This is a genomic window from Mycobacterium sp. (assembly GCF_047975165.1).
GTDB lineage: Bacteria > Actinomycetota > Actinomycetes > Mycobacteriales > Mycobacteriaceae > Mycobacterium.
The window spans coordinates 34,118-55,937 of record NZ_JBKECZ010000039.1; the positions used below are offsets into that span (position 1 = coordinate 34,118).

The following is a 21,820-nucleotide window of genomic DNA, read 5'->3' on the forward strand; positions in this document are numbered from 1 at the left end:
GGTTTTCGGTAAGGGGTCGTCAGGGGGTTGTGATGGACACCGGCGGGACTACCGGAATCAGCTGCAACGGCGCCGTCTGGGTCGGGACCTGCTGAACCGGGGCCTGCTGAACCGGAGCCTGCTGAGTCGGGATCTGCTGCGTCGGCACCTGCTGGGGGAGCAGGGTCTGCACCGGGGCCCGCTGCACCGGGGCCTGCTGAGCCGGATACTGCCGGGGCAGCTGCTGCAGCGGCAACCGCTGGGACGGCACCGTCTGGGCCGGCGCCCCGGGTACGGTCTGGGAACCCAGGATCCGGACCAGGTACGGGGCCATGTCCTTGGTGCGCACCGGCGAGACCTGGACCACGTCGCCAACCTCGATCATCTTCTCGTCGCCCAGGTACATGGCGACGGACTCGGTGCCCTCGGGCCCGTAGAAGATGAGGTCGCCCTTGCGCCCCTGCGCGGGCAGGACCCGCTGGCCGACCCTGTACATCTGGCCCGAGGACCGCGGCAGCTTGAGCCCGGCGCCGGCATAGGCGTACTGGATCAGGCCCGAGGCGTCGAATCCAATGGTGTTGATGCTTTCGCCGGTGCCGCGAGTCGGTCCGGTGACACCGCCGCCGGCCCAGGAGAACGGCACACCGCGCTGCGCCAGGGCGCGGGAGACCACGACGTCGGTAACCTGCTGGTAGTCCATCGGCCGGATCGACGGGTCGGCGGACGCTGTGCCCGTGGCCGTCGCCATCGGCGCTACCGCCACGGCGAGACCGATCGCGAGGGCGTAGACGCGATGCCATCTACTCATTGGTTCCTTCACCTCCTGGGGCAGGTGCCCCGTCTGTGCGTCGACGCGGTGACCGCGCGCCTTCGCAGCCGTTCCAGGCCGCACGCGCGGGCCCTGTTGCCGGCTGCGCGCCGCTGGATGACTCGTGGTAGGTGAATCGGTCGGGTATACCGAACTATTCACACCAGTCACTATGGACACTCTGACAACAGCGATGACCGGCCGCCAGACCTGGGGGGCATTATTTGTCGTACCGTGACCGGACGGTGACTGGGGCGGTCAATCCTGGGGCGGCAGTTGTGATTTGGGTCGCATTGCGGTTTTCATCGCCGGGCGTGGGGTACCCGTCGGCGCGGTGCTGATTGCCCGGCACGCGCCGGGGCAGGAGCTACGGCGGCTCAGCGGATCTGGGCGACACCGGCCAGGGTATAGCCCAGCACCGAGGCCACGGTGAGGACACCGGCGGCGACGATCGGCCAGAAGAACATCAGCCACCCCTTCACCAGCGATACCAGCGGACCGAGCGTGGCGGCCGCCACGGCCGCACCGATACCGCCGTACATCACCGGGTAGACGTAGTAGTTGGCGCCGAAGGCTGCCGGCGGGCAATCGCCGTCCACGCACAGGCCGTCGACGAACGCGAACAGCCGCGACGGCCAGCTGGTGGTCGTGAGCAGCAGGATCAGGGCGCCCAGCAGCACGATCGTGGCAGCCACATCCCAGGGGACCATCCGCAACCGGATGACCCGCACCTCGTCGTCGGACATCGGTGGCGAATCCTCGGGCCGGGAGGGACAGGTCATGGCTTCACATGCTCCCCGATGGGCCGGCATCGCGCGACCGCAACGCTACGGTCTTGCCGGCGACGCGCTGGGCTACTGTCGAATTTCGTGCCAGCGTCTGCAGTGCCGGAGTCCGGGATGACTCCCGAGCAGATCCTCGCCGTCGACAAGGCGCATCTCTGGCATCCCTACAGCACCATCGGCGCCGAAGCGCTGGCTCCCGTCGTGGCGGTTGCCGCCCGCGGCGCCACCTTGAGCCTGATCAGCGACGGGCGCCGGATCGAGGTGCTCGACGCGATGAGTTCGTGGTGGACCGCGATCCACGGTCACGGCCACCCGGTGCTGGACGCCGCGATGACCTCCCAGCTGGACACCATGAACCATGTCATGTTCGGCGGCCTGACCCACGAGCCGGCGGCCCGGCTGGCCCGGCTGCTGGTGGACATCACCCCGGCGGGGCTGGAAACGGTCTTCTTCAGTGACTCCGGGTCGGTGGCGGTCGAGGTCGCGGTGAAGATGGCCCTGCAGTACTGGCGCAGCGCGGGCCGGCCCGGCAAACACCGGCTGATGACCTGGCGGGGCGGCTATCACGGCGACACCTTCACACCGATGAGCATCTGCGATCCCGACGGCGGCATGCATTCGCTGTGGACCGACATCCTGGCCGCTCAGGTCTTCGCCCCGCAGGTACCCCGCGACTACGACCCCGCCTACAGTGCGGCGTTCGAGGAGCAACTGGCCGCCCACGCCGGCGAGTTGGCCGCCGTCGTCGTCGAACCCCTCGTGCAGGGCGCCGGCGGGATGCGATTCCACGATGCGCGTTACCTGACCGACCTGCGCGACATCTGCACCCGCCACCACGTGCTGCTGATCTTCGACGAGATCGCCACCGGCTTCGGCCGCACCGGGGAACTGTTCGCCGCCGGCCACGCCGGCGTGACCCCGGACATCATGTGCGTCGGCAAAGCGCTCACCGGCGGATACCTCAGCCTGGCCGCGACTCTGTGCACCGCCGGCATCGCCGGCACAATCAGCGGCGGCCGGCCCGGCGCCCTCATGCACGGCCCCACCTTCATGGCGAACCCGCTGGCCTGCGCGGTGTCGGCGGCCAGTATCGAGTTGCTGCTGGGGCAGGACTGGCGCGCCCGGATCGCGCGGATCGGCGCCGGTTTGACTGCCGGGCTCCAACCGGCCCGCGCACTTCCAGCGGTGGCGGATGTGCGGGTATGCGGCGGCATCGGCGTCATCGAATGCCGGCGGCCCGTCGACTTGGCGGTGGCCACGCCCGCCGCGCTGGACTGCGGCGTCTGGTTGCGCCCGTTCCGCAACCTGGTGTACGCGATGCCGCCCTACATCTGCACGCCGGCGGAAATCGCACGGATAACCTCGGCGATGGTGCAGGTCGCGAGCCTCGTAGGCTGAAACCCCATGAAGGCTTCCCCGAAGTCGCCGATCCGGGACTCGCCGCTGGCCTGGCTGGAGTCGGTGGAGGCCGAGCGCCGCAAGGCCGGGCTGCGCCGTTCGCTGCGGCCGCGGTCACCGGTGAGCACAGAACTGGACCTGGCCTCCAACGACTATCTCGGCCTTTCGCAACATCCCGGTGTCATCGAAGGCGGTGTGCAGGCGTTGCGGGTGTGGGGCGCCGGGACCACCGGGTCCCGGCTGGTCACCGGGGACACCGAACTGCACGGGCAGTTCGAGGCCGAGTTGGCCGGCTACGTCGGCGCGGCCGCGGGGCTGGTGTTCTCCTCCGGCTATACCGCGAACCTCGGCGCGGTCGCCGGCTTGTCCGGTCCGGGTTCGCTGCTGGTGTCCGACGCCTGCTCGCCTGCCTCGCTGGTGGATGCCTGCCGGCTGTCGCGCGCACGGGTGGTGGTGACCCCCAACCGTGACATCGGCGCGGTCGAGGAGGCACTGACCGCGCGTTCGGAGCGGCGCGCGGTTGTGGTCACCGACTCGGTATTCAGCGCCGACGGGACGCTGGCGCCGCTGCGCGAGCTGCACGAGGTGTGTCGCCGCCGCGGCGCCCTGCTGATCGTCGACGAGGCGCACGGCCTCGGGGTACGCGGCGGGGGACGCGGGCTGCTGTACGAGGTGGGGCTGGCCGGCTCGCCCGACGTGGTGATGACCACGACGCTGTCCAAGGCCCTGGGCAGTCAGGGCGGCGTGGTGCTCGGACCCGCGGCGGTGCGGGCGCACCTGATCGATGCGGCGCGTCCGTTCATCTTCGACACCGGACTGGCGCCCGCGGCCGTCGGCGCCGCACTCGCCGCGCTGGGTGTCCTGCGGGCCGAACCGTGGCGGCCGCAAGCTGTGCTGGCCCACGCCGCCGAGCTGGCACAGGCCTGCGGCGTGCCACGGGTCCCGGAATCGGCGGTGGTGTCGGTGATCCTCGGCGAGCCCGATGTGGCGCTGGCCGCGGCGACCGCATGCCTGGACGCCGGGGTGAAGGTGGGTTGCTTCCGGCCGCCCGCCGTCCCAGCCGGGACCTCACGGCTGCGCCTGACCGCGCGGGCGTCGCTGGGCGACGTGGAGCTGGAGCTCGCCCGGCGGGTGCTGGCCGGGGTGCTGGGCAACCTCGCGGAGAGGCGCCGTTGACCGTCCTGGTGATTACCGGAACGGACACCGGCGTCGGCAAGACGGTGGCGACGGCCGCGCTGGCCTCGCACGCCCGGCAGGCGGGTTTCGGCGTCGCAGTGTGCAAACCCGCCCAGACCGGCACCGCGGAGGGCTCGGGGGACGGCTCGGGGGACGGCTCGGTGGACAGCTCGGTGGACGGCTCGGGCGACGACGATCTCGCCGAAGTCGGCCGGCTGATGGGATTTGCAGGGGCGGCAGGAGGGACAGGAGGGGCAGGAGGGGCAGGGCAGACCGAGCTGGCCGGGCTGGCCCGCTATCCACTGACGATGGCACCCGCGGCTGCCGCCGAGCAGGCCGGGCTGGAGTTGCCCGGCCGCGACGAAGTGGTGCGCCTGATCCGGGAGCTGGATCGTCCGGGACGGTTGACACTGGTCGAAGGAGCCGGCGGGCTACTGGTCGAGCTCGCCGCCGGAGGTGTCACCCTGCGCGATATCGCCGTCGACCTGGGTGCCGCCGCGATAGTGATCACCCGCGCCGGACTGGGCACCCTCAACCACACCGCACTGACACTGGAAGCTCTTGCGGCTCGCGGGGTCGCCTGTGCAGGCCTGGTGATCGGCAGCTGGCCGCAGTGCCCCGGCCCGGTGGAAACCACCAACCGGGTGGCACTGGAACGGATGGCCCCGGTGCGGGCCGCGCTGCCCGCCGGAGCCGGCTCGATGACCGGCTTCGCGGCCATGAGCGCTGCGGCCTTTGACCGCGATTGGGTGCGGACCCTGGTGCACTGATGGCGCATTCGCTCGAACTGCTCTTCGATGACCGGACCGAGGACGCGGTGCGGCGCATCTGGGCCGAACTCGGCAGGGCCGGACTGTCCGGCAGGGCGGCGGTGGGCCGCCCCCACGTCACACTGGTCGCCTCCGAGCACATCGACAGCGGGATCGACGAGGTGCTCACCCGGTTTGCGCGGCGGCTACCGCTTCCGTGCGTGGTCGGCGCCCCGGTGCTGTTCGGCCACACCGGCGCGATACTGGCCCGGCTGGTGGTCCCCAGCAGCGAGTTGCTGGACTTCCACACCGAGGTGCACCGGCTTTGCCGGGGGTACCTCAAGCCGATGCCCAACAGCCTCCCGGGCCAGTGGACACCGCACGTCACACTGGCCCGCCGGGTAGGTATGGGGCGCCTGGCCCCCGCGGTGCGGATCGCCGGACACCCCGGCCGGATCGGCGGCAGCTTCACCGGCCTGCGCCGGTGGGACGGCGACAATCGTGCCGAGTACCTGTTGGAATGACGGCAGCTCGATAGGCGCATCGTTCTCGGGGGTGAGCGCCGGGGTCCGGTATTGCGTTTCGGCTTTCACTGTGAACACACGGCTTTCACTGTGAACACAGGGCTTTCACTGTGAACACAGGGCGCGATCTGGACGAAAACTCCGCCCTGGACTCACAGTGAAAGCCCTGTGTTCACAGTCGACGCCCTGACCTCACAGTCGACGCCCTGACCTCACAATCGACGCCCCGCCGAGCGAGCCGGACGAGGTCCTACGGGCGGACGGGGCAGCCAAGGACCGTGCGGGGGGCTGCCGGCGGCTACCCTAACCTGAAGAACAACCGATTCCCGGCTGCCCGATGCGCGCCGCCGGGCAGGTAAGTGTGGTCCGGCAACGCCGGACACGACAACGACGCAGGAACGATTCAGCGATGACGCAGGAGTACCCGGTGGCGCAAGCACCAACTCGACCCACAGGCCGCACCGGCCGGGACGGCACGGCGACGTCGGCCGGCCCCGCCGACATTCTGGCCCTGGCTCGGCACCAGGTGCTCGAACAGGGCGAGGGGTTGAGCAAGGGCCAGGTACTTCAGGTGCTGCAACTCCCGGAGGATCGGCTCGAGGAACTGCTGGGGCTGGCCCACGAGGTCCGGATGCGCTGGTGCGGTCCCGAGATCGAGGTCGAGGGCATCATCAGCCTCAAGACCGGTGGCTGCCCGGAGGACTGCCACTTCTGCTCGCAGTCCGGTCTCTTCCAGTCCCCGGTGCGCAGCGCCTGGCTGGATGTGCCCAGCCTGGTGGAGGCGGCCAAGCAGACCGCCAAGTCCGGGGCGACCGAATTCTGTATCGTGGCCGCGGTCCGTGGGCCGGATGAGCGCCTGCTCTCCCAGGTCGCCGCTGGTATCGAGGCGATCCGCAACGAGGTCGACATCAACATCGCCTGCTCACTTGGGATGCTCAGCGCCGAGCAGGTGGCGCAACTGGCTGCCATGGGCGTGCACCGCTACAACCACAATCTGGAGACCTCCCGCTCGTTCTTCACCAACGTCGTCACCACCCACACCTGGGAAGAGCGCTGGCAAACACTGTCAATGGTGCGCGACGCGGGAATCGAGGTCTGCTGCGGCGGGATTCTCGGCATGGGGGAGACGCTGGAGCAGCGGGCCGAGTTCGCCGCGGAACTCGCCGAGCTGGGGCCCGACGAGGTGCCGCTGAACTTCCTCAACCCCCGCCCCGGTACCCCGTTCGGCGACCTGGAGGTATTACCGGCCACCGAAGCGCTCAAAGCGGTCGCCGCGTTCCGGCTCGCGCTGCCGCACACCATTCTGCGGTTCGCCGGCGGCCGCGAGATCACCCTGGGGGACCTCGGCGCCAGGCAGGGCATCCTCGGCGGCATCAACGCCGTCATCGTCGGCAATTACCTGACCACCCTGGGCCGGCCCGCCGAGGCGGATCTGGAGTTGCTGGACGACGTGCAGATGCCACTCAAGGCGCTCAACGCAAGCCTGTGAGTACAGCGGGAATCGTGACGCAACGGCCGGGCGGCGCGGGTGCCGGGGACCGTGGCCGGGGGGGACCGGTTGGCGCGGGTATCTACAACGTCTACACCGGCGAACCGGCGGGATCGGCCACTCCAACTGCGGCCCGGCTGGGTTTGGAGCCACCCCGGTTCTGCGCCGAATGCGGACGCCGGATGGTCGTACAGGTCCGCCCCGACGGCTGGCGGGCGCGGTGCTCGCGGCACGGTGAGGCCGATTCGGCCGACCTGGAGGCGCGACGATGAACGAGGAGACGCCGCCCAACGTCGGCGCCCCGGACGATCCGGCCCGGGTCCCCGTGCCCGCGCACGCCCCGCGCACACCGCGGCGACGGGCGATCCGCATCGTGGTTGCCGGCCTGACGGTCGCCGGTGTGGCGGTCGGCGCGCTGTGGGCATGGATCGCGCCGCCGGTTCACGCGATAGTCGCGGTCTCCCGCAAGGGCGAGCGCGTCCACGACTACCTGGGCGGTGAGTCGCAGAACTTCTTCATCGCGCCGTTCATGTTGCTGGGATTCCTCGGCGTACTGGCGGTAGTGGCGGCGGTGGCCGTCTGGCAGTGGCGTGACCACCGGGGTCCACGGATGGCGGCCGGACTCTCGGCGGGGCTGATCGGCGCTGCCGCCGCAGCCGCGGCCGTCGGCGCACTATTGGTCATAATACGTTATGGCACACTGGATTTCGATACCGTCGCATTGTCGTCCCGAGAGCATTCGGCAACCTATGTGGTGCAGGCGCCACCGGTGTTCTTCAGTCACGCACCGTTGCAGATCGTCGCCGCACTGTTGTCTCCCGCGGCCGCCGCATCAATGATCTACGCCTTGCTGACCGCCGGGACGGCACGGGACGATCTGGGTGGTTACCCGCCCCAGACCCGGTCGGCGCCGGCAAGCGCACCGCAGGACGTCACAGCGGCCGACGGTGGATCCTCCGGCCGGTGACAACCTTGGCCGCGATTGCGATCAGCCTCGCCATCCCGCTGTAGGTCACCGGGTTGAACACGGTCGGCCAGGTGGTGCGGACCATGTGGTCGGTCAGCGGACGGCCGGCGAAGCGGTCGATGAGCCAGCGCAGCGCCATCGGCGCCGACAGCGGGTGCAGGGCCATGTGCTCGTTGAACGCATCCCGGTGGTAGGTCACGTTCGCCCCGCCGGCGATGTAGGTATGGGCCAACTCGTCGATGTCGTCGACCGAGATGAGGTAGTCGTGGACGGCCTGCACCAGCAACACCGGCGGCCTCGGCGCGGCGGTCCCGAGCTTGATGCTCTCGAACACCTCGGCGACCGCCGGCCGGGCCAAGGTCTCCTCCAGGGGTTCGTCGAGGTAGTCGCCCATATCCAGGCGCGCCATCCGGACCACCGCCTCGGCGGTGGTCATCTGCTCCAGTCGGGCAAGCAGGTCGAGCCCCTCATCGCTGGTGTGCCCTTTGATCACCTCGTTGAGTCCGGGATAGACGTGGGTCAGGGCTGCGACCACCAGCGCCGGCAGACCGGCGAACAGGCGACCGTTGAGCCGGCGGAAGGTGTTCCCCAGGTCGCCGACCGGTGACCCCAACACGGCGCCGACGATGTTCAACTCGGGTGCGTATTCGCTGCAGACTTCGGCCGCCCACGCGCTTGCCAGCCCGCCGCCGGAATAACCCCACAGGCCGACCGGCGCCGCCGAAGACAACCCGAGGCGATCCGACGTCAGGGCAGCCCGGATGCCATCCAGGATCCGGTACCCGGGTTCATACGGTGCGCCCCACAGCCCCTGCGGGCCTTCGTGGTCGGGAACCGACACCGCCCAGCCCTCGGCCACCGCCGCGGTGATCAGCACCAGCTCCAGCTGGGTCAGCGAGCCGATGGCCCGCGCCCTGCGCCGCAGCGCATACGACGGGAAGCAGCGCGATGCGATGGCATCGATCGCGCACTGGTACGACAGCAGCGGAAGGGCGCTGCCGGGGGCCACCTCCACGGGCATGATCACCGTGGTCACCGTCGCCTCCGGGTTGCCGTTGAGATCGGTGGTCCGATACAGCAATTGGGTGGCGGTCATGGACTGCGGGATCACGCCCAGGAACGCCAGTTCGACCTCCCGGGAGCGCAGCACGGTTCCGGGTTCGGCATGCTGAAAACCGCTCGGCGGCTGGTAGAACGGGTCGTCCGACGGCAACAGCGGGCGTACTTTGCGCTGCATTTCCTCGTGCGGGGCCGCACCGATCCAGCGCAGCCCGTCCGCGCTCGTCGCGTCTGCCGTCTTGGCAATTTCTGCCATCACGAATCCCTTCGGGGTCTCCCCGCTCCGGCGAACTCCCTGCCCGACGCTCATGTTGCCACCGGAGCCGGTCATGACACGGCTTCGGAGGAACTTTCCGCATACCGAAGCTTCTTAGTTAACTCTTAGACATAAGGTACAGGGTCTGAGCTGCGATTTGAAGGTGCGGCACCACGTGCTTCCGGTCACAACCGGGTCCGGCCGCACAGCGGCGCGGATCAGCCGGGGGGACGCAGGGCGGCGAATTCGTCGGTGACCCGCAGGTGCGAGTCGGTGAACCGGTACAGCGCCGCCGGACGTCCGCCGCTGCGACCCGACCGCGCGATGGTGCCGGTCGCGGTGATGACATTGCGACGGGCCAGCACCCGTTGCAGATTGGTCGCGTCCACCTGGTGTCCCAGCGTGGCGCCGTAAATATCACGCAGGGTCGACAATGCGAATTCTTTTGGGGCTAAGGCAAATCCGATGTTGGTGTAGGACATCTTGGCGACCAGTCGAGCGTGCGCGTGGGTCACCATCGGTGCATGGTCGAAGGCCATGTCCCCCAGCGCTCCGACCGGATGCCAGCGGGTGTCCTCGGGCAGTTCCGGCCGGGCGGGGGAGGGCACCAGCCCCAGGAAGGTCGAGGCGATCACCCGCGCGCCCGGCACCCGTCGAGGGTCGGAGAACACCGCGAGTTGTTCCAGGTGGGCCAGCTCGCGCAGATCCACCTTCTCGGCCAGCTGGCGGCGAACCGAGGTGTTCATGTCCTCGTCGGTGCGCAGCTGGCCGCCCGGCAGCGCCCAGGCCCCCCTGTGCGGAGCCCGGGCCCGTTGCCACAACAGCACGTGCAGCCGCGGTTTGTTTGCGCCCCGTCCGCCGGCCGCCGCGGCATCGGGGCGAACCTGGAATACGACGGCGAGCACTTCGTGGCGAGTGCTACCATTGGGCATGTTTTCGATTATAAGTCGAAAACCTGCTGGCGTGAAAGGACCCGCCATGTCGGTCGCGAATCCCACGGATACGCTCGCCGGGGAGCTGTCGGCCCGCGTCGTCGACACACCCACCGGCTACACCGGCGTCGACGGCGACGAGCAGTGGGCCGGCGAGATCCGCCGGCTGGCCCGCTTGCGCGGTGCCACGGTGCTGGCCCACAACTACCAGTTGCCGGCGATCCAGGGGGTCGCCGACCACGTCGGGGACTCGCTGGCGCTGTCCCGGATCGCGGCCGAAGCCCCCGAGGACACCATCGTGTTCTGCGGCGTGCATTTCATGGCCGAGACCGCCAAGATCCTCAGCCCGGACAAGACGGTGCTGATTCCCGATCAGCGGGCCGGCTGTTCGCTGGCCGATTCGATCACCGCCGAAGAGCTGCGCGCGTGGAAGGACGAATACCCGGGGGCGGTCGTCGTCTCCTATGTGAACACCACCGCGGAGGTGAAGGCGCTCACCGATATCTGCTGCACGTCGTCGAACGCGGTGGACGTGGTGGCGTCCATCGATCCCGGCCGCGAAGTGCTGTTCTGCCCCGACCAGTTCCTCGGCGCCCACGTGCGCCGGGTGACCGGCCGGCAGAACCTGCACATCTGGGCCGGCGAATGCCACGTGCACGCCGGGATCAACGGCGACGAACTGCGCGACCAGGCGCGCGCCAATCCCGATGCCGACCTGTTCGTCCACCCCGAATGCGGCTGTGCCACTTCTGCTTTGTACCTGGCCGGCGAAGGGGCGTTCCCCGACGACCGGGTCAAGATCCTGTCCACCGGCGGCATGCTCGACGCAGCGCGCCACACACACGCGCAAAAGGTACTGGTAGCCACCGAGGTCGGTATGCTGCACCAACTACGCAGGGCCGCACCGCAAGTCGAGTTCCAGGCGGTCAACGACCGTGCGTCGTGCAAGTACATGAAGATGATCACCCCGGCGGCCCTGCTGCGCTGCCTCGTCGACGGGGCCGACGAGGTGCACGTCGATCCCGACACCGCCGCAGCGGCTCGGCGCAGCGTGGCGCGGATGATCGAAATCGGGCAGCCGGGCGGCGGCGAATGACGATGGCGCCGGTCTGGTCCGACCGCGCAGATGTGGTAGTGGTCGGCGTGGGTGTCGCCGGTCTGACCGCCGCCCTGGCGGCACATCGCGCGGGATGGCGCACCGTCGTCCTCAACAAGGCGGCCCGGACCCGCGAGGTGACCGCAACTCACTACGCCCAGGGCGGTATCGCGGTGGTGCTGCCGGACAGCGACGACTCGATCGACGCCCACGTGGCGGACACCCTGGCCGCCGGCGCGGGCCTGTGCGACCCCGACGCGGTGTATTCGATCGTCGCCGACGGCTACCGTGCCGTGTCCGGATTGGCCGGGTCCGGAGCGCGATTCGACCAAGCGGCCCCCGGCCGATGGGACGTCACCCGCGAAGGCGGCCACTCCCGCCGGCGCGTCGTGCACGCCGGCGGCGACGCCACCGGGGCCGAGATCCAGCGCACGCTCGACCGCGCGGCCCGAGCCCTGGACATCCGCGCCGGCCACGTCGCGCTGCGGGTGCTGCACGACGACGCGCTGGGAACCCCGGCCGTCAGCGGTGTGCTGGTGGCCGGCCCGGACGGCCCCGGCATCATCAGCGCCGCTTCGGTGATCCTGGCCACCGGGGGCCTCGGGCAGCTCTACGGTGCGACCACCAACCCCGCCGGTTCCACCGCGGACGGCATCGCGCTGGCATTGTGGGCCGGTCTGCCGGTGGCGGACCTGGAGTTCGTCCAATTCCATCCCACGATGCTCCATTCCGGCCCGCACGGTCGCGACGACGGCCGGCGGCCGCTGATCACCGAGGCCATTCGAGGCGAGGGCGCGGTCCTGATCGACAGCCGCGGAGACTCGATCACCGCCGGGGTGCACCCACTGGGCGACCTGGCCCCCCGCGACGTCGTCACGGCCGCCGTCGACGCCCGGCTCAAGGCCACCGGCGACCGGTGCGCCTACCTTGATGCTCGCGGCATCGCCGGGTTCGAATCCCGGTTTCCCACCGTCACCGCCGCCTGCCGGGCGGCCGGCATCGACCCCGTCCGGCAGCCCATTCCGATCGTCCCGGGCGCGCACTACAGCTGCGGCGGCGTCGTCACCGACGTGCACGGCCGCACCGAACTGCCCGGCCTCTTCGCGGCCGGCGAGGTGGCCCGCACCGGGATGCACGGCGCCAACCGGTTGGCGTCCAACAGCCTGCTGGAAGGCCTGGTGGTCGGAGGCCGGGCGGGTACAGCGGCATCGCTGCACGCGACCGAGGCGGGCCATCCGCGAGCCGCCATGCCCGAGCCCATCGTCCACACCGCCGTGCCGCGGGCCGAGCTGCGGGGCGCCGTCAGCCGCGACGCATCCGTGGTCCGCGACGCCGCTGGCCTGCACCGGCTGGCCGGCATCCTCGAGGCCGCACCGGTGCTCCGGGTCACGTCCCGTCGGGATGCCGAGGACGTGGCGCTGACGCTGACCGCGCGGGCGCTGACCGCCGCGGCGCTGACCCGCTCCGAGAGCCGCGGCTGCCACCACCGCGCCGATTTTCCGTCGGCCGACCCGGCCCGGGCCCGCCCGAACCTGGGTCGGCTCGCCGTGCACGACGCCGGCGCCGGCGAGAGCGCCGGCGACACGGTGGTGGTGCGGGCGCTGGCGCCGGCGGCCGCGGCGGTGGGCTGATGTTCCTGGACGACTCCGAGCGCACCGACGCCCGCGAGGTCATCCGGCGCGGCCTCACCGAGGACCTGCGCTACGGACCCGACGCCACCACGGTGGCGACCGTCGAGGCCGGCGCGGTCGTCACCGCGTCGATGGTGCCGCGCGAGAACGGGGTGGCCGCCGGTGTTGAGGTGGCATTGCTGGTGCTCGATGAGGTGATCGGTGACGGCGACTACCGGGTGCTGCACCGCGTCGAAGACGGAACTCCGGTGGGCCCGGACGCACCACTGCTCACTGTTCGGGCCCCCACCCGCGGCCTGTTGACCGCCGAACGGACCATGCTCAACCTGGTGTGCCATCTGTCGGGCATCGCCACGGCCACCGCAGCCTGGGTGGCGGCCGTCAGCGGCACCGAGGCCCGCATCCGCGATACCCGCAAAACCCTGCCCGGCCTGCGCACCCTGCAGAAGTATGCGGTCCGGGTCGGCGGCGGTGTCAACCACCGGCTGGGCCTGGGGGACGCCGCGCTGATCAAGGACAATCACGTCGCCGCAGCCGGGTCGGTGGTGGCGGCGTTGCGCGCCGTACGCGCGGCAGCACCGGAGCTGTCCTGCGAGGTGGAGGTGGACTCGCTGGAGCAGCTGGATTCGGTGCTTCCGGAGAAGCCCGAGCTGATCCTGCTGGACAACTTCGCGGTGTGGCAGACCCAGGCCGCGGTGCAGCGGCGAGACGCGCAGGCGCCGGAGGTCCTGCTGGAATCCTCCGGCGGGCTGAGCCTGGACTCCGCCGCAACCTACGCCGGAACCGGTGTCGACTATCTCGCCGTCGGTGCGCTGACGCACTCGGTGCGGGTGCTCGACGTCGGCCTGGATGTGTAGCGGACGCGCATCGGCCTTCGGGACGTCAGGCGATCTCGCCGACGAACACCGCCATCCGCCGCAGCTGCGTCCCCGCGATCCTGGGCAGACCTTCGCCCTCGGAGCCGGCCGGCAGGATCCGGACATTGGTGATGTGCACCGACGTGCGCAGGAAATGCACGTCGGCCTCGCCGGCGGCCAGCACGTTCTTCACCCAGTCGGTCTTTCCGTGAGCGAGCGCGATCGCCAGCACATCGCCTTTGCGGTAAGCGGTGATGATCGTCTTGTACGGCTTTCCCGACTTGCGGCCGCGATGGTCGATGGTCGCGGTGCCGGGCAGGAAACGGGCGAACGGTTTGAGAACCGCGTTGAGGTATTTGACTTGAATATTCTCGAACCACACCGGAAAGAGCATCGGAACACCTGGGGCGTTGTTGGGGTGTTGATCCCGTGCGGGCATTGCCTGGCTCCTCCGCGGTAGCGCCGTCCTCTTGCCCGATCGACTGTACCGGGCCGATATTGACTTGAGCAGCTCTGGAACAATGGTGCAGTGACGAACGCGCCGATATTGACCCGCCTTGATCTGCGGGGCAGCGAGTTGACGGCCGCGCGGCTACGTGCGGTGCTGCCGCGTTCGGGCGTCGATGTGGACTCCGTGCTGCCGAAGGTCCGCCCGATCGTGCAGGCCGTCGCCGAGCGCGGCGCCGAAGCCGCGCTGGACTACGGCGAATCGTTCGACGGGGTGCGCCCGCCCGCCGTGCGGGTGCCCCGGGCAGACCTGGAGGCCGCACCGGACGGGCTCGACGGCGACGTTCGCGACGCGCTGGAAGTGATGATCGAGCGCACCCGGGCGGTACACGCCAGTCAGCGCCGCACCGACACCACGACCACCCTGGGTCCCGGCGCCACGGTCACCGAACGCTGGGTGCCGGTCGACCGGGTCGGGTTGTACGTGCCCGGCGGCAACGCGGTGTACCCGTCCAGCGTCGTGATGAACGTGGTGCCCGCCCAGGCCGCCGGCGTCGGGTCGCTGGTGGTCGCCAGTCCACCCCAGGCCCGGTTCGGCGGGCTGCCCCACCCCGCCATCCTGGCCGCGGCCAAGCTGCTGGATGTCGACGAGGTCTGGGCGGTCGGCGGAGCGCAGGCGGTGGCGCTGCTGGCCTACGGCGGAACCGACCTCGACGGCGCCGAGCTGACCCCGGTGGACATGATCACCGGCCCCGGCAACATCTATGTCACCGCCGCCAAGCGGCTGTGCCGCTCCCGGGCCGGCATCGACGCCGAGGCGGGCCCGACCGAGATCGCCATCCTGGCCGACCACACCGCCGACCCCGCGCACCTGGCCGCCGACCTGATCAGCCAGGCCGAACACGACGAGATGGCGGCCGGCGTCCTGGTCACCCCCAGCCCCGAGCTGGCCGACGCCACCGACGCCGAGCTGGCCCGACAGCTGCCGACCACCGTTCACCGCGACCGGGTGACCGCCGCACTGACCGGTCCGCAATCCACGATCATCCTGACCGACGACCTCGACGCCGCCGTGCGGGTGGTCAACGCCTATGCCGCCGAGCACCTGGAGATCCAGACCGCCGACGCGGCCGCCATTGCCCGCCGGATCCGTTCGGCCGGTGCGGTATTCGTCGGCCCGTACGCGCCGGTCAGCCTGGGCGACTACTGCGCGGGCTCCAACCACGTGTTGCCCACCGCGGGTTCCGCCCGCTATTCAAGCGGGCTGTCGGTGCAGACCTTCCTGCGGGGCATCCACGTCGTCGACTACTCCGAGGCGGCGCTCAAGGATGTCTCCGGCCACGTGATCGCACTGGCCACCGCCGAAGACCTGCCCGCGCACGGGGAAGCGGTGCGGCGGAGGTTCGAGCAATGACCCGGCCCACGCTCGACGACCTTCCGCTGCGTGCGGACCTGCGCGGTAAATCGCCTTACGGGGCACCGCAATTCGATGTCCCGGTGCGGTTGAACACCAACGAGAATCCGCACCCGCCGACCCCGGCACTCGTCGACGACGTTGTCCGCTCGGTGCGGGAAGCGGCCGCCGGGCTGAATCGCTATCCCGACCGGGATGCGATGGCGTTGCGGACCGACCTGGCCGCCTATCTGACATCGCAGACTGGCATCGGGGTGCGGTTGGACAATATCTGGGCGGCAAACGGTTCCAACGAGATTCTGCAGCAGCTGCTGCAGGCCTTCGGCGGCCCCGGCCGCACCGCGATCGGCTTTGCGCCGTCGTACTCGATGCATCCGATCATCGCCGATGCCACCCGCACCGCATGGCTGGAGATCCGCCGGGCCGGTGATTTCAGCCTCGACATCGACGCCGCGGTTGCCGCCGTCGTCGAACACAAACCCGACGTGGTGTTCATCGCCAGTCCCAACAACCCATCCGGACAGAGCGTTTCACCGCCGGATCTGCGGAGGTTGCTCGATGTAGTTCCGGGAATCCTGATCCTCGACGAAGCCTACGGCGAATTCTCCCTGCAACCCAGCGCGGTGGCACTGGTCGGGGAGTACCCCGGCAGGCTTGTCGTCACCCGCACCATGAGCAAGGCGTTCGCGTTCGCCGGCGGACGGCTCGGGTACCTCGTCGCCACCCCCGCGGTGATCGAGGCCATGCTGCTGGTGCGGCTGCCGTATCACCTGTCGGCAGTCACCCAGGCCGCCGCCCGTGCGGCCTTGCGGCACGCCGACGACACCCTGGCTAGCGTTGCCACCCTGATAGCCGAACGCCAACGGGTATCGGCGGCATTGGCCGGCATGGGTTTTCGCGTTGTCCCCAGTGACGCGAACTTCCTGCTGTTCGGAGAATTCGCCGATGCGCAGGCTGCCTGGCAACAGTATCTGGACGCCGGCGTGCTCATCCGCGACGTCGGCATCCCCGGCCACCTGCGCGCCACCACCGGATTGGCCGACGAGAACGACGTCTTCCTGCGTGCCAGCGCCCAGGTGGCCACCACCGAATTGGCGCCGGTCACTTCCAGTCCGATAGGAGCATCGTGACAGCAGCCGAATTACCCGACCGGCGTGCCCGCATCGAACGGCGCACCCGCGAATCCGACATCGTAGTCGAACTCGATCTCGACGGCACCGGAAAAGTCGACATCGCCACCGGCGTACCGTTCTTCGACCACATGCTCACCGCACTGGGCAGCCACGCCAGCTTCGATCTGAGCGTGCGCACCCAGGGCGACGTCGACATCGAAGCACACCACAGTGTCGAGGACACCGCTATCGCTCTGGGGCAGGCCCTGGCGCAGGCGCTGGGCGACAAGACGGGTATCCGCCGGTTCGGTGACGCATTCATCCCCATGGACGAGACACTGGCGCATGCTGCGGTCGACGTCTCCGGACGACCCTACTGCGTGCACACCGGGGAACCGGATCACCTGCGGCACAGCACGATCGCCGGTAGCTCGGTGCCCTATCACACCGTGATCAACCGGCACGTGTTCGAGTCGCTGGCCATGAACGCCCGGATTGCGCTGCATGTCCGGGTGCTCTACGGCCGCGATCCTCACCACATCACCGAGGCGCAGTACAAGGCGGTGGCCCGCGCGCTGCGTCAGGCCGTGGAGCCCGATCCGCGGGTCTCGGGGGTGCCGTCCACCAAAGGTGTTCTGTGACGGGTAAATCGGTGGTGGTCCTGGACTACGGTTCGGGCAATTTGCGGTCGGCTCAGCGCGCCCTGGAACGGGCCGGAGCAGACGTCGAGTTGACCTCGGATGCCGATGCCGCGCGGGCGGCGGACGGGCTGGTGGTGCCCGGTGTGGGCGCCTTCGAGGCCTGCATGGCGGGCCTGCGGGCCATCGGCGGCGAGCGGATCATCGCCGAACGCGTCGGCGCCGGCCGCCCCGTGCTGGGTGTCTGCGTGGGCATGCAGATCCTGTTCACGCACGGTGTCGAATTCGGTGTGCAGACAACGGGTTGCGGCCAATGGCCCGGTGCGGTAACCAAGTTGAAGGCGCCGGTAATCCCGCACATGGGCTGGAACGTGACGCACACCCCGCCCGACAGTGGTCTCTTCCGCGGCGTGAGCCCCGGCACCCGGTTCTATTTCGTACACTCCTATGCCGCCCAGCGGTGGGAAGGCCCAGCAGAGGCGATGTTGACGTGGACAACGCATCAGGTGCCGTTTCTGGCAGCCATCGAGGACGGGCCGCTGTCGGCGACCCAGTTCCACCCCGAGAAGAGCGGCGACGCCGGCGCCGCCGTTCTGCGCAACTGGGTCGAGGGGCTGTAGCGGTGTCGCTGATTCTGCTGCCGGCCGTCGATGTGGTCTCCGGTCGCGCCGTTCGCCTGGTTCAGGGCAGGGCCGGAAGCGAAACCGAGTACGGTTCGGCCCTGGATGCGGCGCTGGGTTGGCAGCGCGACGGCACCGACTGGATTCACCTGGTCGACCTGGACGCGGCCTTCGGGCGTGGGTCCAACCGGGAGCTGCTGGCCGATGTGGTCGGCCGGCTCGACGTGCAGGTGGAGCTCTCCGGCGGAATCCGTGACTCCGAATCGCTGGCCGCAGCGCTGGCGACCGGCTGCAACCGGGTCAACCTGGGCACGGCGGCGCTGGAGAATCCGCAGTGGTGTGCCCGCGCGATCGCCGAGCACGGAGACAGGGTCGCGGTGGGTCTCGACGTGCTGGTCGACCCGAGTGCGGGCGAGGGCGGCTACCGGTTGCGCGGACGCGGTTGGGAGACCGACGGCGGCGACCTGTGGCCGGTGCTCAATCGCCTCGACGCCGAAGGATGCTCGCGTTTCGTGGTCACCGACGTCACCAAGGACGGCACGCTAGGCGGCCCCAACCTCGACCTACTGGCCCGGGTAGCCGACCGCACCGAGGCGCCGGTGATCGCCTCCGGTGGCGTGTCCAGCCTCGATGACCTGCGTGCCATCGCGACGCTGACCGGCAGCGGGGTCGAGGGCGCCATCGTCGGCAAAGCCCTCTACGCGGGGCGGTTCACGTTGCCGCAAGCGCTTGCCGCCGTACGGGAGTAGCGCGGCATGGATCTGGACAGCGTGGCGGGTCCGCTGGTGGAGCAGGCGTCGGCCATCCTCGACAAGGTCTGTGAGCAGTTCCTGGCCGGGCACCGCGCGGATTCCGCGGTGCGCAAGAAGGGCAACGACTTTGCCACCGAAGTCGACCTCGCCATCGAACGCCAGGTGGTCGACGCGCTGGTCGCGGCGACCGGGATCGAGGTGCACGGCGAGGACTTCGGCGGCCCCGGCTTCGACGCACAGTGGGTGTGGGTGCTGGATCCGATCGACGGCACCTTCAACTACGCCGCCGGCTCGCCGATGGCCGGGATCCTGCTGGGCCTGCTGCACCACGGCGAACCGGTGGCCGGCCTGACCTGGCTACCGTTTCTCGACCAGCGGTACACCGCGGTTGCTGGTGGCGCGCTGCTCAAAAACGGTGTCGCGCAGCCCGCCCTTGCCCCCGCCAGGCTCGCCGACTCGCTGGTGGGCGCCGGGTCCTTCAGCGCCGACGGCCGCGGCCGTTTCCCCGGCCGGTATCGCCTGGCGGTTCTGGAGAACCTCAGCCGGGTGTCTTCCCGGTTGCGTATGCACGGCTCCACCGGACTCGACCTGGCCTACGTGGCAGATGGGATCCTCGGTGGCGCCGTATGTTTCGGCGGATACGCCTGGGACCACGCCGCCGGCGCAGTGCTGGTGCGGGCGGCCGGCGGCATCGTCACCGACCTGGCGGGCCGGCCATGGACCCCGTCATCCCGCTCGGCCCTGGCCGCCGCCCCGGGTGTGCACCAGGAGATGTTGGAGATCCTGCGCACCGCGGGGGAGCCGGGGGAGTACTGATGTTGAACAATCCCGATGACCTTGCGGTGCGGGTGATTCCGTGCCTGGATGTCGACGGCGGGCGCGTCGTCAAGGGGGTGAACTTCGAAAACCTCCGGGACGCCGGCGATCCCGTCGAGCTGGCGGCGGCCTATGACGCCGAGGGCGCCGATGAACTGACCTTCCTCGACGTGACGGCGTCCTCGTCGGGCCGGGCCACCATGCTGGAGGTGGTGCGGCGCACCGCCGAACAGGTCTTCATCCCGCTGACGGTCGGGGGCGGCGTGCGCACCGTGGCCGATGTCGACGTGCTGCTGCGTGCGGGCGCGGACAAGGTTTCGGTCAACACCGCCGCGATCGCCCGCCCGGACCTGCTGGCCGAGTTGGCACGGCAATTCGGTTCGCAGTGCATCGTGCTGTCGGTCGACGCGCGCGCGGTGCCGGCCGGCTCGGCCCCGACCCCGTCGGGTTGGGAGGTCACCACGCACGGGGGCCGCCGCGGCACCGGTGTCGACGCCGTGCAATGGGCCGCACGCGGCGCCGGGCTCGGCGTGGGGGAGATCCTGCTCAATTCGATGGAGGCCGATGGCACCAAGGCCGGATTCGACCTGGCGATGCTGCGTGCGGTCCGCGCCGCGGTAGCCGTTCCGGTGATCGCCAGCGGTGGGGCCGGGGCGCTGGAACATTTCGCGCCGGCGGTCCTTGCCGGCGCCGACGCGGTGTTGGCGGCCAGCGTCTTCCACTTCCGGGAATTGACGATAGGCCAGGTGAAGGCGGCGATGGCCGCGGAAGGAATCACGGTGCGATGACCCTCGACCCGCAGATCGCCGCGCGGCTCAAGCGCAATTCCGACGGGCTGATCGCGGCCGTCGTGCAGGAACACGGTAGCGCAGAGGTGCTGATGGTGGGGTGGATGGACGACGACGCACTGGCCCGGACTCTGGAAACCCGTGAGGCCACGTATTTTTCGCGATCTCGCGGCGAGCAGTGGATCAAGGGCGCGACGTCCGGGCACACCCAGCATGTGCGCTCGGTGCGGTTGGACTGCGACGGCGACACCGTGCTGGTGACCGTCGATCAGGTGGGTGCGGCCTGCCACACCGGCGACCACAGTTGCTTCGATGCCGCCGTGCTGCTCGAGCCCGAAGTGTGAGGCTCGGCTGATGCACAACCGGATTCCGTGGAACGTGGCGGTGCCGCTGTTCGCCGTCGTCTCGCTGGTGTTCACCTGGGGTGAGGACATCGGTCCGGTGGTGGGCGCCGTCGAGGCGCTGCTGCTCGCCGGGGCAGTGCTGGCCGCCGTTCACCACGCCGAAGTGGTAGCCCACCGGGTCGGCGAACCTCTGGGATCGCTGCTGCTGGCGGTCGCCGTGACGCTCATCGAAGTAGCGCTGATCGTCACGCTGATGGCCTCGGGCGGAGACAAGGCCGCTTCGCTGGCCCGCGACACCGTCTTCGCGGCCGTCATGATCAGCACCAACGGGATCGCGGGTCTGTCGCTTCTGGTCGGCTCCCGGCGCTTCGGCGTAACGCATTTCAACGCCGACGGCAGCGGCTCGGCACTGGCGACCGTCACCACATTGGCAACGCTGAGCCTGGTGCTGCCCAACTTCACCACCACCCATCCGGGTCCCCGGTTTTCACCAGGCCAGCTGGTGTTCGCGGCAGTGGCCTCGCTGGCTCTCTATCTGATGTTCGTGTTGACCCAGACCACCCGGCATCCCGACTTCTTCCTGCCGGTGGCGCCGGCGATGGCCGCCGAAGACGACGCCGCTGCGGGCGGGGCCGCCGAGCACCGGGCCGCGGGGGACCGGACTCCGGCAGACGGTGCCGCCGGAGAGAACCACGCCGGCCGGCCGGCCGCCACACCTGCGCTGTTCAGCCTGGGGATGCTGTTCGTCGCCCTGGTCGCCGTGGTGGGGCTGGCCAAGGTGGAGTCGCCGATCATCGAACGCATGGTCGCCGCGGCCGGCTTCCCGCATTCGTTCGTCGGCCTGGTGATCGCGACGCTGGTGTTGCTGCCGGAAACGATTGCCGCCGTGCGCGCGGCGCGGCGCGGTCGCATGCAGATCAGCTTCAACCTGGCTTACGGGTCGGCGATCGCCAGCATCGGACTCACCATCCCCACCATCGCGTTGGCGTCGGCGTGGAGTCCCGGGCCGCTGGTGCTGGGTCTGGGCCCCATGCAACTGGTGCTGTTGACGTTGACCGTCGTGGTCAGCATGCTGACCGTGGTTCCGGGCCGGGCGACGCGGCTGCAGGGTGAAGTACACTTGGTGGTGCTGGCCGCGTTCTTCTTCATGGCGATCAGCCCGTAGCACCGTATCGGCTCCCGG

The 21,820-nt window shown here is 69.8% G+C and carries 24 protein-coding genes; 19 read left to right on the plus strand and 5 right to left on the minus strand.

Annotated features, from left to right (window positions below):
- Positions 1–19: 19 nt before the first annotated feature.
- On the minus strand, positions 20–787 hold the full coding sequence (gene ripD / locus ACK5M9_RS03660; protein ID WP_416891840.1) for an NlpC/P60 family peptidoglycan-binding protein RipD: 768 nt from the start codon (positions 785–787) through the stop codon (positions 20–22).
- Between the two features lie 377 nt (positions 788–1,164).
- Entirely contained in the window at positions 1,165–1,569 is a 405-nt protein-coding gene (locus ACK5M9_RS03665; RefSeq protein ID WP_416891841.1) for a hypothetical protein, read from the minus strand.
- Between the two features lie 117 nt (positions 1,570–1,686).
- Here ACK5M9_RS03665 and ACK5M9_RS03670 point away from each other — a divergent pair, with 117 nt between their 5' ends.
- The 7 genes from ACK5M9_RS03670 to ACK5M9_RS03700 all read left to right on the plus strand — a co-directional run bounded on the left by ACK5M9_RS03670 (position 1,687) and on the right by ACK5M9_RS03700 (position 7,875).
- Entirely contained in the window at positions 1,687–2,970 is a 1,284-nt protein-coding gene (locus ACK5M9_RS03670) for an adenosylmethionine--8-amino-7-oxononanoate transaminase (RefSeq protein ID WP_416891880.1), read from the plus strand.
- A gap of 6 nt (positions 2,971–2,976) precedes the next feature.
- The gene (locus ACK5M9_RS03675) at positions 2,977–4,146 is read left to right on the plus strand and encodes an 8-amino-7-oxononanoate synthase (RefSeq protein ID WP_416891842.1); all 1,170 of its coding nucleotides are present in this window, start codon (positions 2,977–2,979) and stop codon (positions 4,144–4,146) included.
- Positions 4,143–4,916, plus strand: coding sequence for an ATP-dependent dethiobiotin synthetase BioD (gene bioD, locus ACK5M9_RS03680; RefSeq protein WP_416891843.1), 774 nt, complete (start codon positions 4,143–4,145; stop codon positions 4,914–4,916). Before ACK5M9_RS03675 ends, bioD begins: the two co-directional genes overlap by 4 nt.
- Complete coding sequence (locus ACK5M9_RS03685; protein WP_416891844.1) at positions 4,916–5,419, plus strand: 2'-5' RNA ligase family protein; 504 nt, start codon at positions 4,916–4,918, stop codon at positions 5,417–5,419. The genes bioD and ACK5M9_RS03685 overlap by 1 nt, the downstream gene beginning before the upstream one ends.
- Before the next feature lie 427 nt (positions 5,420–5,846).
- Positions 5,847–6,908: a biotin synthase BioB gene (gene bioB, locus ACK5M9_RS03690; RefSeq protein ID WP_416891881.1), complete on the plus strand. Its 1,062-nt coding sequence runs from the start codon at positions 5,847–5,849 to the stop codon at positions 6,906–6,908.
- A 14-nt stretch (positions 6,909–6,922) separates the two neighbouring features.
- Complete coding sequence (locus ACK5M9_RS03695) at positions 6,923–7,180, plus strand: hypothetical protein (protein ID WP_416891845.1); 258 nt, start codon at positions 6,923–6,925, stop codon at positions 7,178–7,180.
- Entirely contained in the window at positions 7,177–7,875 is a 699-nt protein-coding gene (locus ACK5M9_RS03700; RefSeq protein ID WP_416891846.1) for a DUF2567 domain-containing protein, read from the plus strand. Before ACK5M9_RS03695 ends, ACK5M9_RS03700 begins: the two co-directional genes overlap by 4 nt.
- Here ACK5M9_RS03700 and ACK5M9_RS03705 read toward each other — a convergent pair.
- A complete protein-coding gene (locus ACK5M9_RS03705; RefSeq protein ID WP_416891847.1) occupies positions 7,841–9,190 on the minus strand; it encodes a lipase family protein in 1,350 nt (449 codons plus the stop codon). The genes ACK5M9_RS03700 and ACK5M9_RS03705 overlap by 35 nt on opposite strands.
- Positions 9,191–9,408: 218 nt before the next feature.
- Positions 9,409–10,122 carry an NUDIX hydrolase gene (locus ACK5M9_RS03710; RefSeq protein ID WP_416891848.1) on the minus strand — a complete coding sequence of 238 codons (714 nt, stop codon included), beginning with the start codon at positions 10,120–10,122 and terminating at the stop codon, positions 9,409–9,411.
- 46 nt (positions 10,123–10,168) lie between these two features.
- Here ACK5M9_RS03710 and nadA point away from each other — a divergent pair, with 46 nt between their 5' ends.
- From nadA to nadC, 3 genes are read left to right on the plus strand one after another with little or no spacing between them, the layout of a single operon-like run.
- A complete protein-coding gene (gene nadA / locus ACK5M9_RS03715; RefSeq protein ID WP_416891882.1) occupies positions 10,169–11,218 on the plus strand; it encodes a quinolinate synthase NadA in 1,050 nt (349 codons plus the stop codon).
- Positions 11,215–12,849, plus strand: a complete 1,635-nt coding sequence (locus ACK5M9_RS03720) for an L-aspartate oxidase (RefSeq protein WP_416891849.1) — start codon at positions 11,215–11,217, stop codon at positions 12,847–12,849. The genes nadA and ACK5M9_RS03720 overlap by 4 nt, the downstream gene beginning before the upstream one ends.
- Complete coding sequence (gene nadC, locus ACK5M9_RS03725) at positions 12,849–13,706, plus strand: carboxylating nicotinate-nucleotide diphosphorylase (RefSeq protein WP_416891850.1); 858 nt, start codon at positions 12,849–12,851, stop codon at positions 13,704–13,706. Before ACK5M9_RS03720 ends, nadC begins: the two co-directional genes overlap by 1 nt.
- 25 nt (positions 13,707–13,731) lie before the next feature.
- Here the strand turns inward: nadC and ACK5M9_RS03730 are convergent, their stop codons facing one another.
- Complete coding sequence (locus ACK5M9_RS03730) at positions 13,732–14,145, minus strand: nitroreductase family deazaflavin-dependent oxidoreductase (protein ID WP_416891851.1); 414 nt, start codon at positions 14,143–14,145, stop codon at positions 13,732–13,734.
- A 105-nt stretch (positions 14,146–14,250) separates the two neighbouring features.
- Between ACK5M9_RS03730 and hisD the strand changes: the two genes are divergently transcribed.
- From hisD to ACK5M9_RS03775, 9 genes are read left to right on the plus strand one after another with little or no spacing between them, the layout of a single operon-like run.
- Positions 14,251–15,567, plus strand: a complete 1,317-nt coding sequence (hisD, locus tag ACK5M9_RS03735; RefSeq protein WP_416891883.1) for a histidinol dehydrogenase — start codon at positions 14,251–14,253, stop codon at positions 15,565–15,567.
- The gene (locus tag ACK5M9_RS03740) at positions 15,564–16,697 is read left to right on the plus strand and encodes a histidinol-phosphate transaminase (RefSeq protein ID WP_416891852.1); all 1,134 of its coding nucleotides are present in this window, start codon (positions 15,564–15,566) and stop codon (positions 16,695–16,697) included. Before hisD ends, ACK5M9_RS03740 begins: the two co-directional genes overlap by 4 nt.
- Positions 16,694–17,320, plus strand: coding sequence for an imidazoleglycerol-phosphate dehydratase HisB (gene hisB / locus ACK5M9_RS03745; RefSeq protein WP_416891853.1), 627 nt, complete (start codon positions 16,694–16,696; stop codon positions 17,318–17,320). The genes ACK5M9_RS03740 and hisB overlap by 4 nt, the downstream gene beginning before the upstream one ends.
- A complete protein-coding gene (gene hisH / locus ACK5M9_RS03750; RefSeq protein WP_416891854.1) occupies positions 17,317–17,937 on the plus strand; it encodes an imidazole glycerol phosphate synthase subunit HisH in 621 nt (206 codons plus the stop codon). The genes hisB and hisH overlap by 4 nt, the downstream gene beginning before the upstream one ends.
- Positions 17,938–17,939: 2 nt before the next feature.
- Positions 17,940–18,686, plus strand: a complete 747-nt coding sequence (gene priA, locus ACK5M9_RS03755) for a bifunctional 1-(5-phosphoribosyl)-5-((5-phosphoribosylamino)methylideneamino)imidazole-4-carboxamide isomerase/phosphoribosylanthranilate isomerase PriA (protein ID WP_416891855.1) — start codon at positions 17,940–17,942, stop codon at positions 18,684–18,686.
- Between the two features lie 6 nt (positions 18,687–18,692).
- Entirely contained in the window at positions 18,693–19,505 is an 813-nt protein-coding gene (locus ACK5M9_RS03760; RefSeq protein ID WP_416891856.1) for an inositol monophosphatase family protein, read from the plus strand.
- Positions 19,505–20,293, plus strand: a complete 789-nt coding sequence (hisF, locus tag ACK5M9_RS03765) for an imidazole glycerol phosphate synthase subunit HisF (protein WP_416891857.1) — start codon at positions 19,505–19,507, stop codon at positions 20,291–20,293. Before ACK5M9_RS03760 ends, hisF begins: the two co-directional genes overlap by 1 nt.
- The gene (gene hisI / locus ACK5M9_RS03770) at positions 20,290–20,637 is read left to right on the plus strand and encodes a phosphoribosyl-AMP cyclohydrolase (protein WP_416891858.1); all 348 of its coding nucleotides are present in this window, start codon (positions 20,290–20,292) and stop codon (positions 20,635–20,637) included. Before hisF ends, hisI begins: the two co-directional genes overlap by 4 nt.
- A 10-nt stretch (positions 20,638–20,647) precedes the next feature.
- The gene (locus tag ACK5M9_RS03775; protein ID WP_416891859.1) at positions 20,648–21,802 is read left to right on the plus strand and encodes a calcium:proton antiporter; all 1,155 of its coding nucleotides are present in this window, start codon (positions 20,648–20,650) and stop codon (positions 21,800–21,802) included.
- The last annotated feature ends 18 nt before the right edge of the window (positions 21,803–21,820 follow it).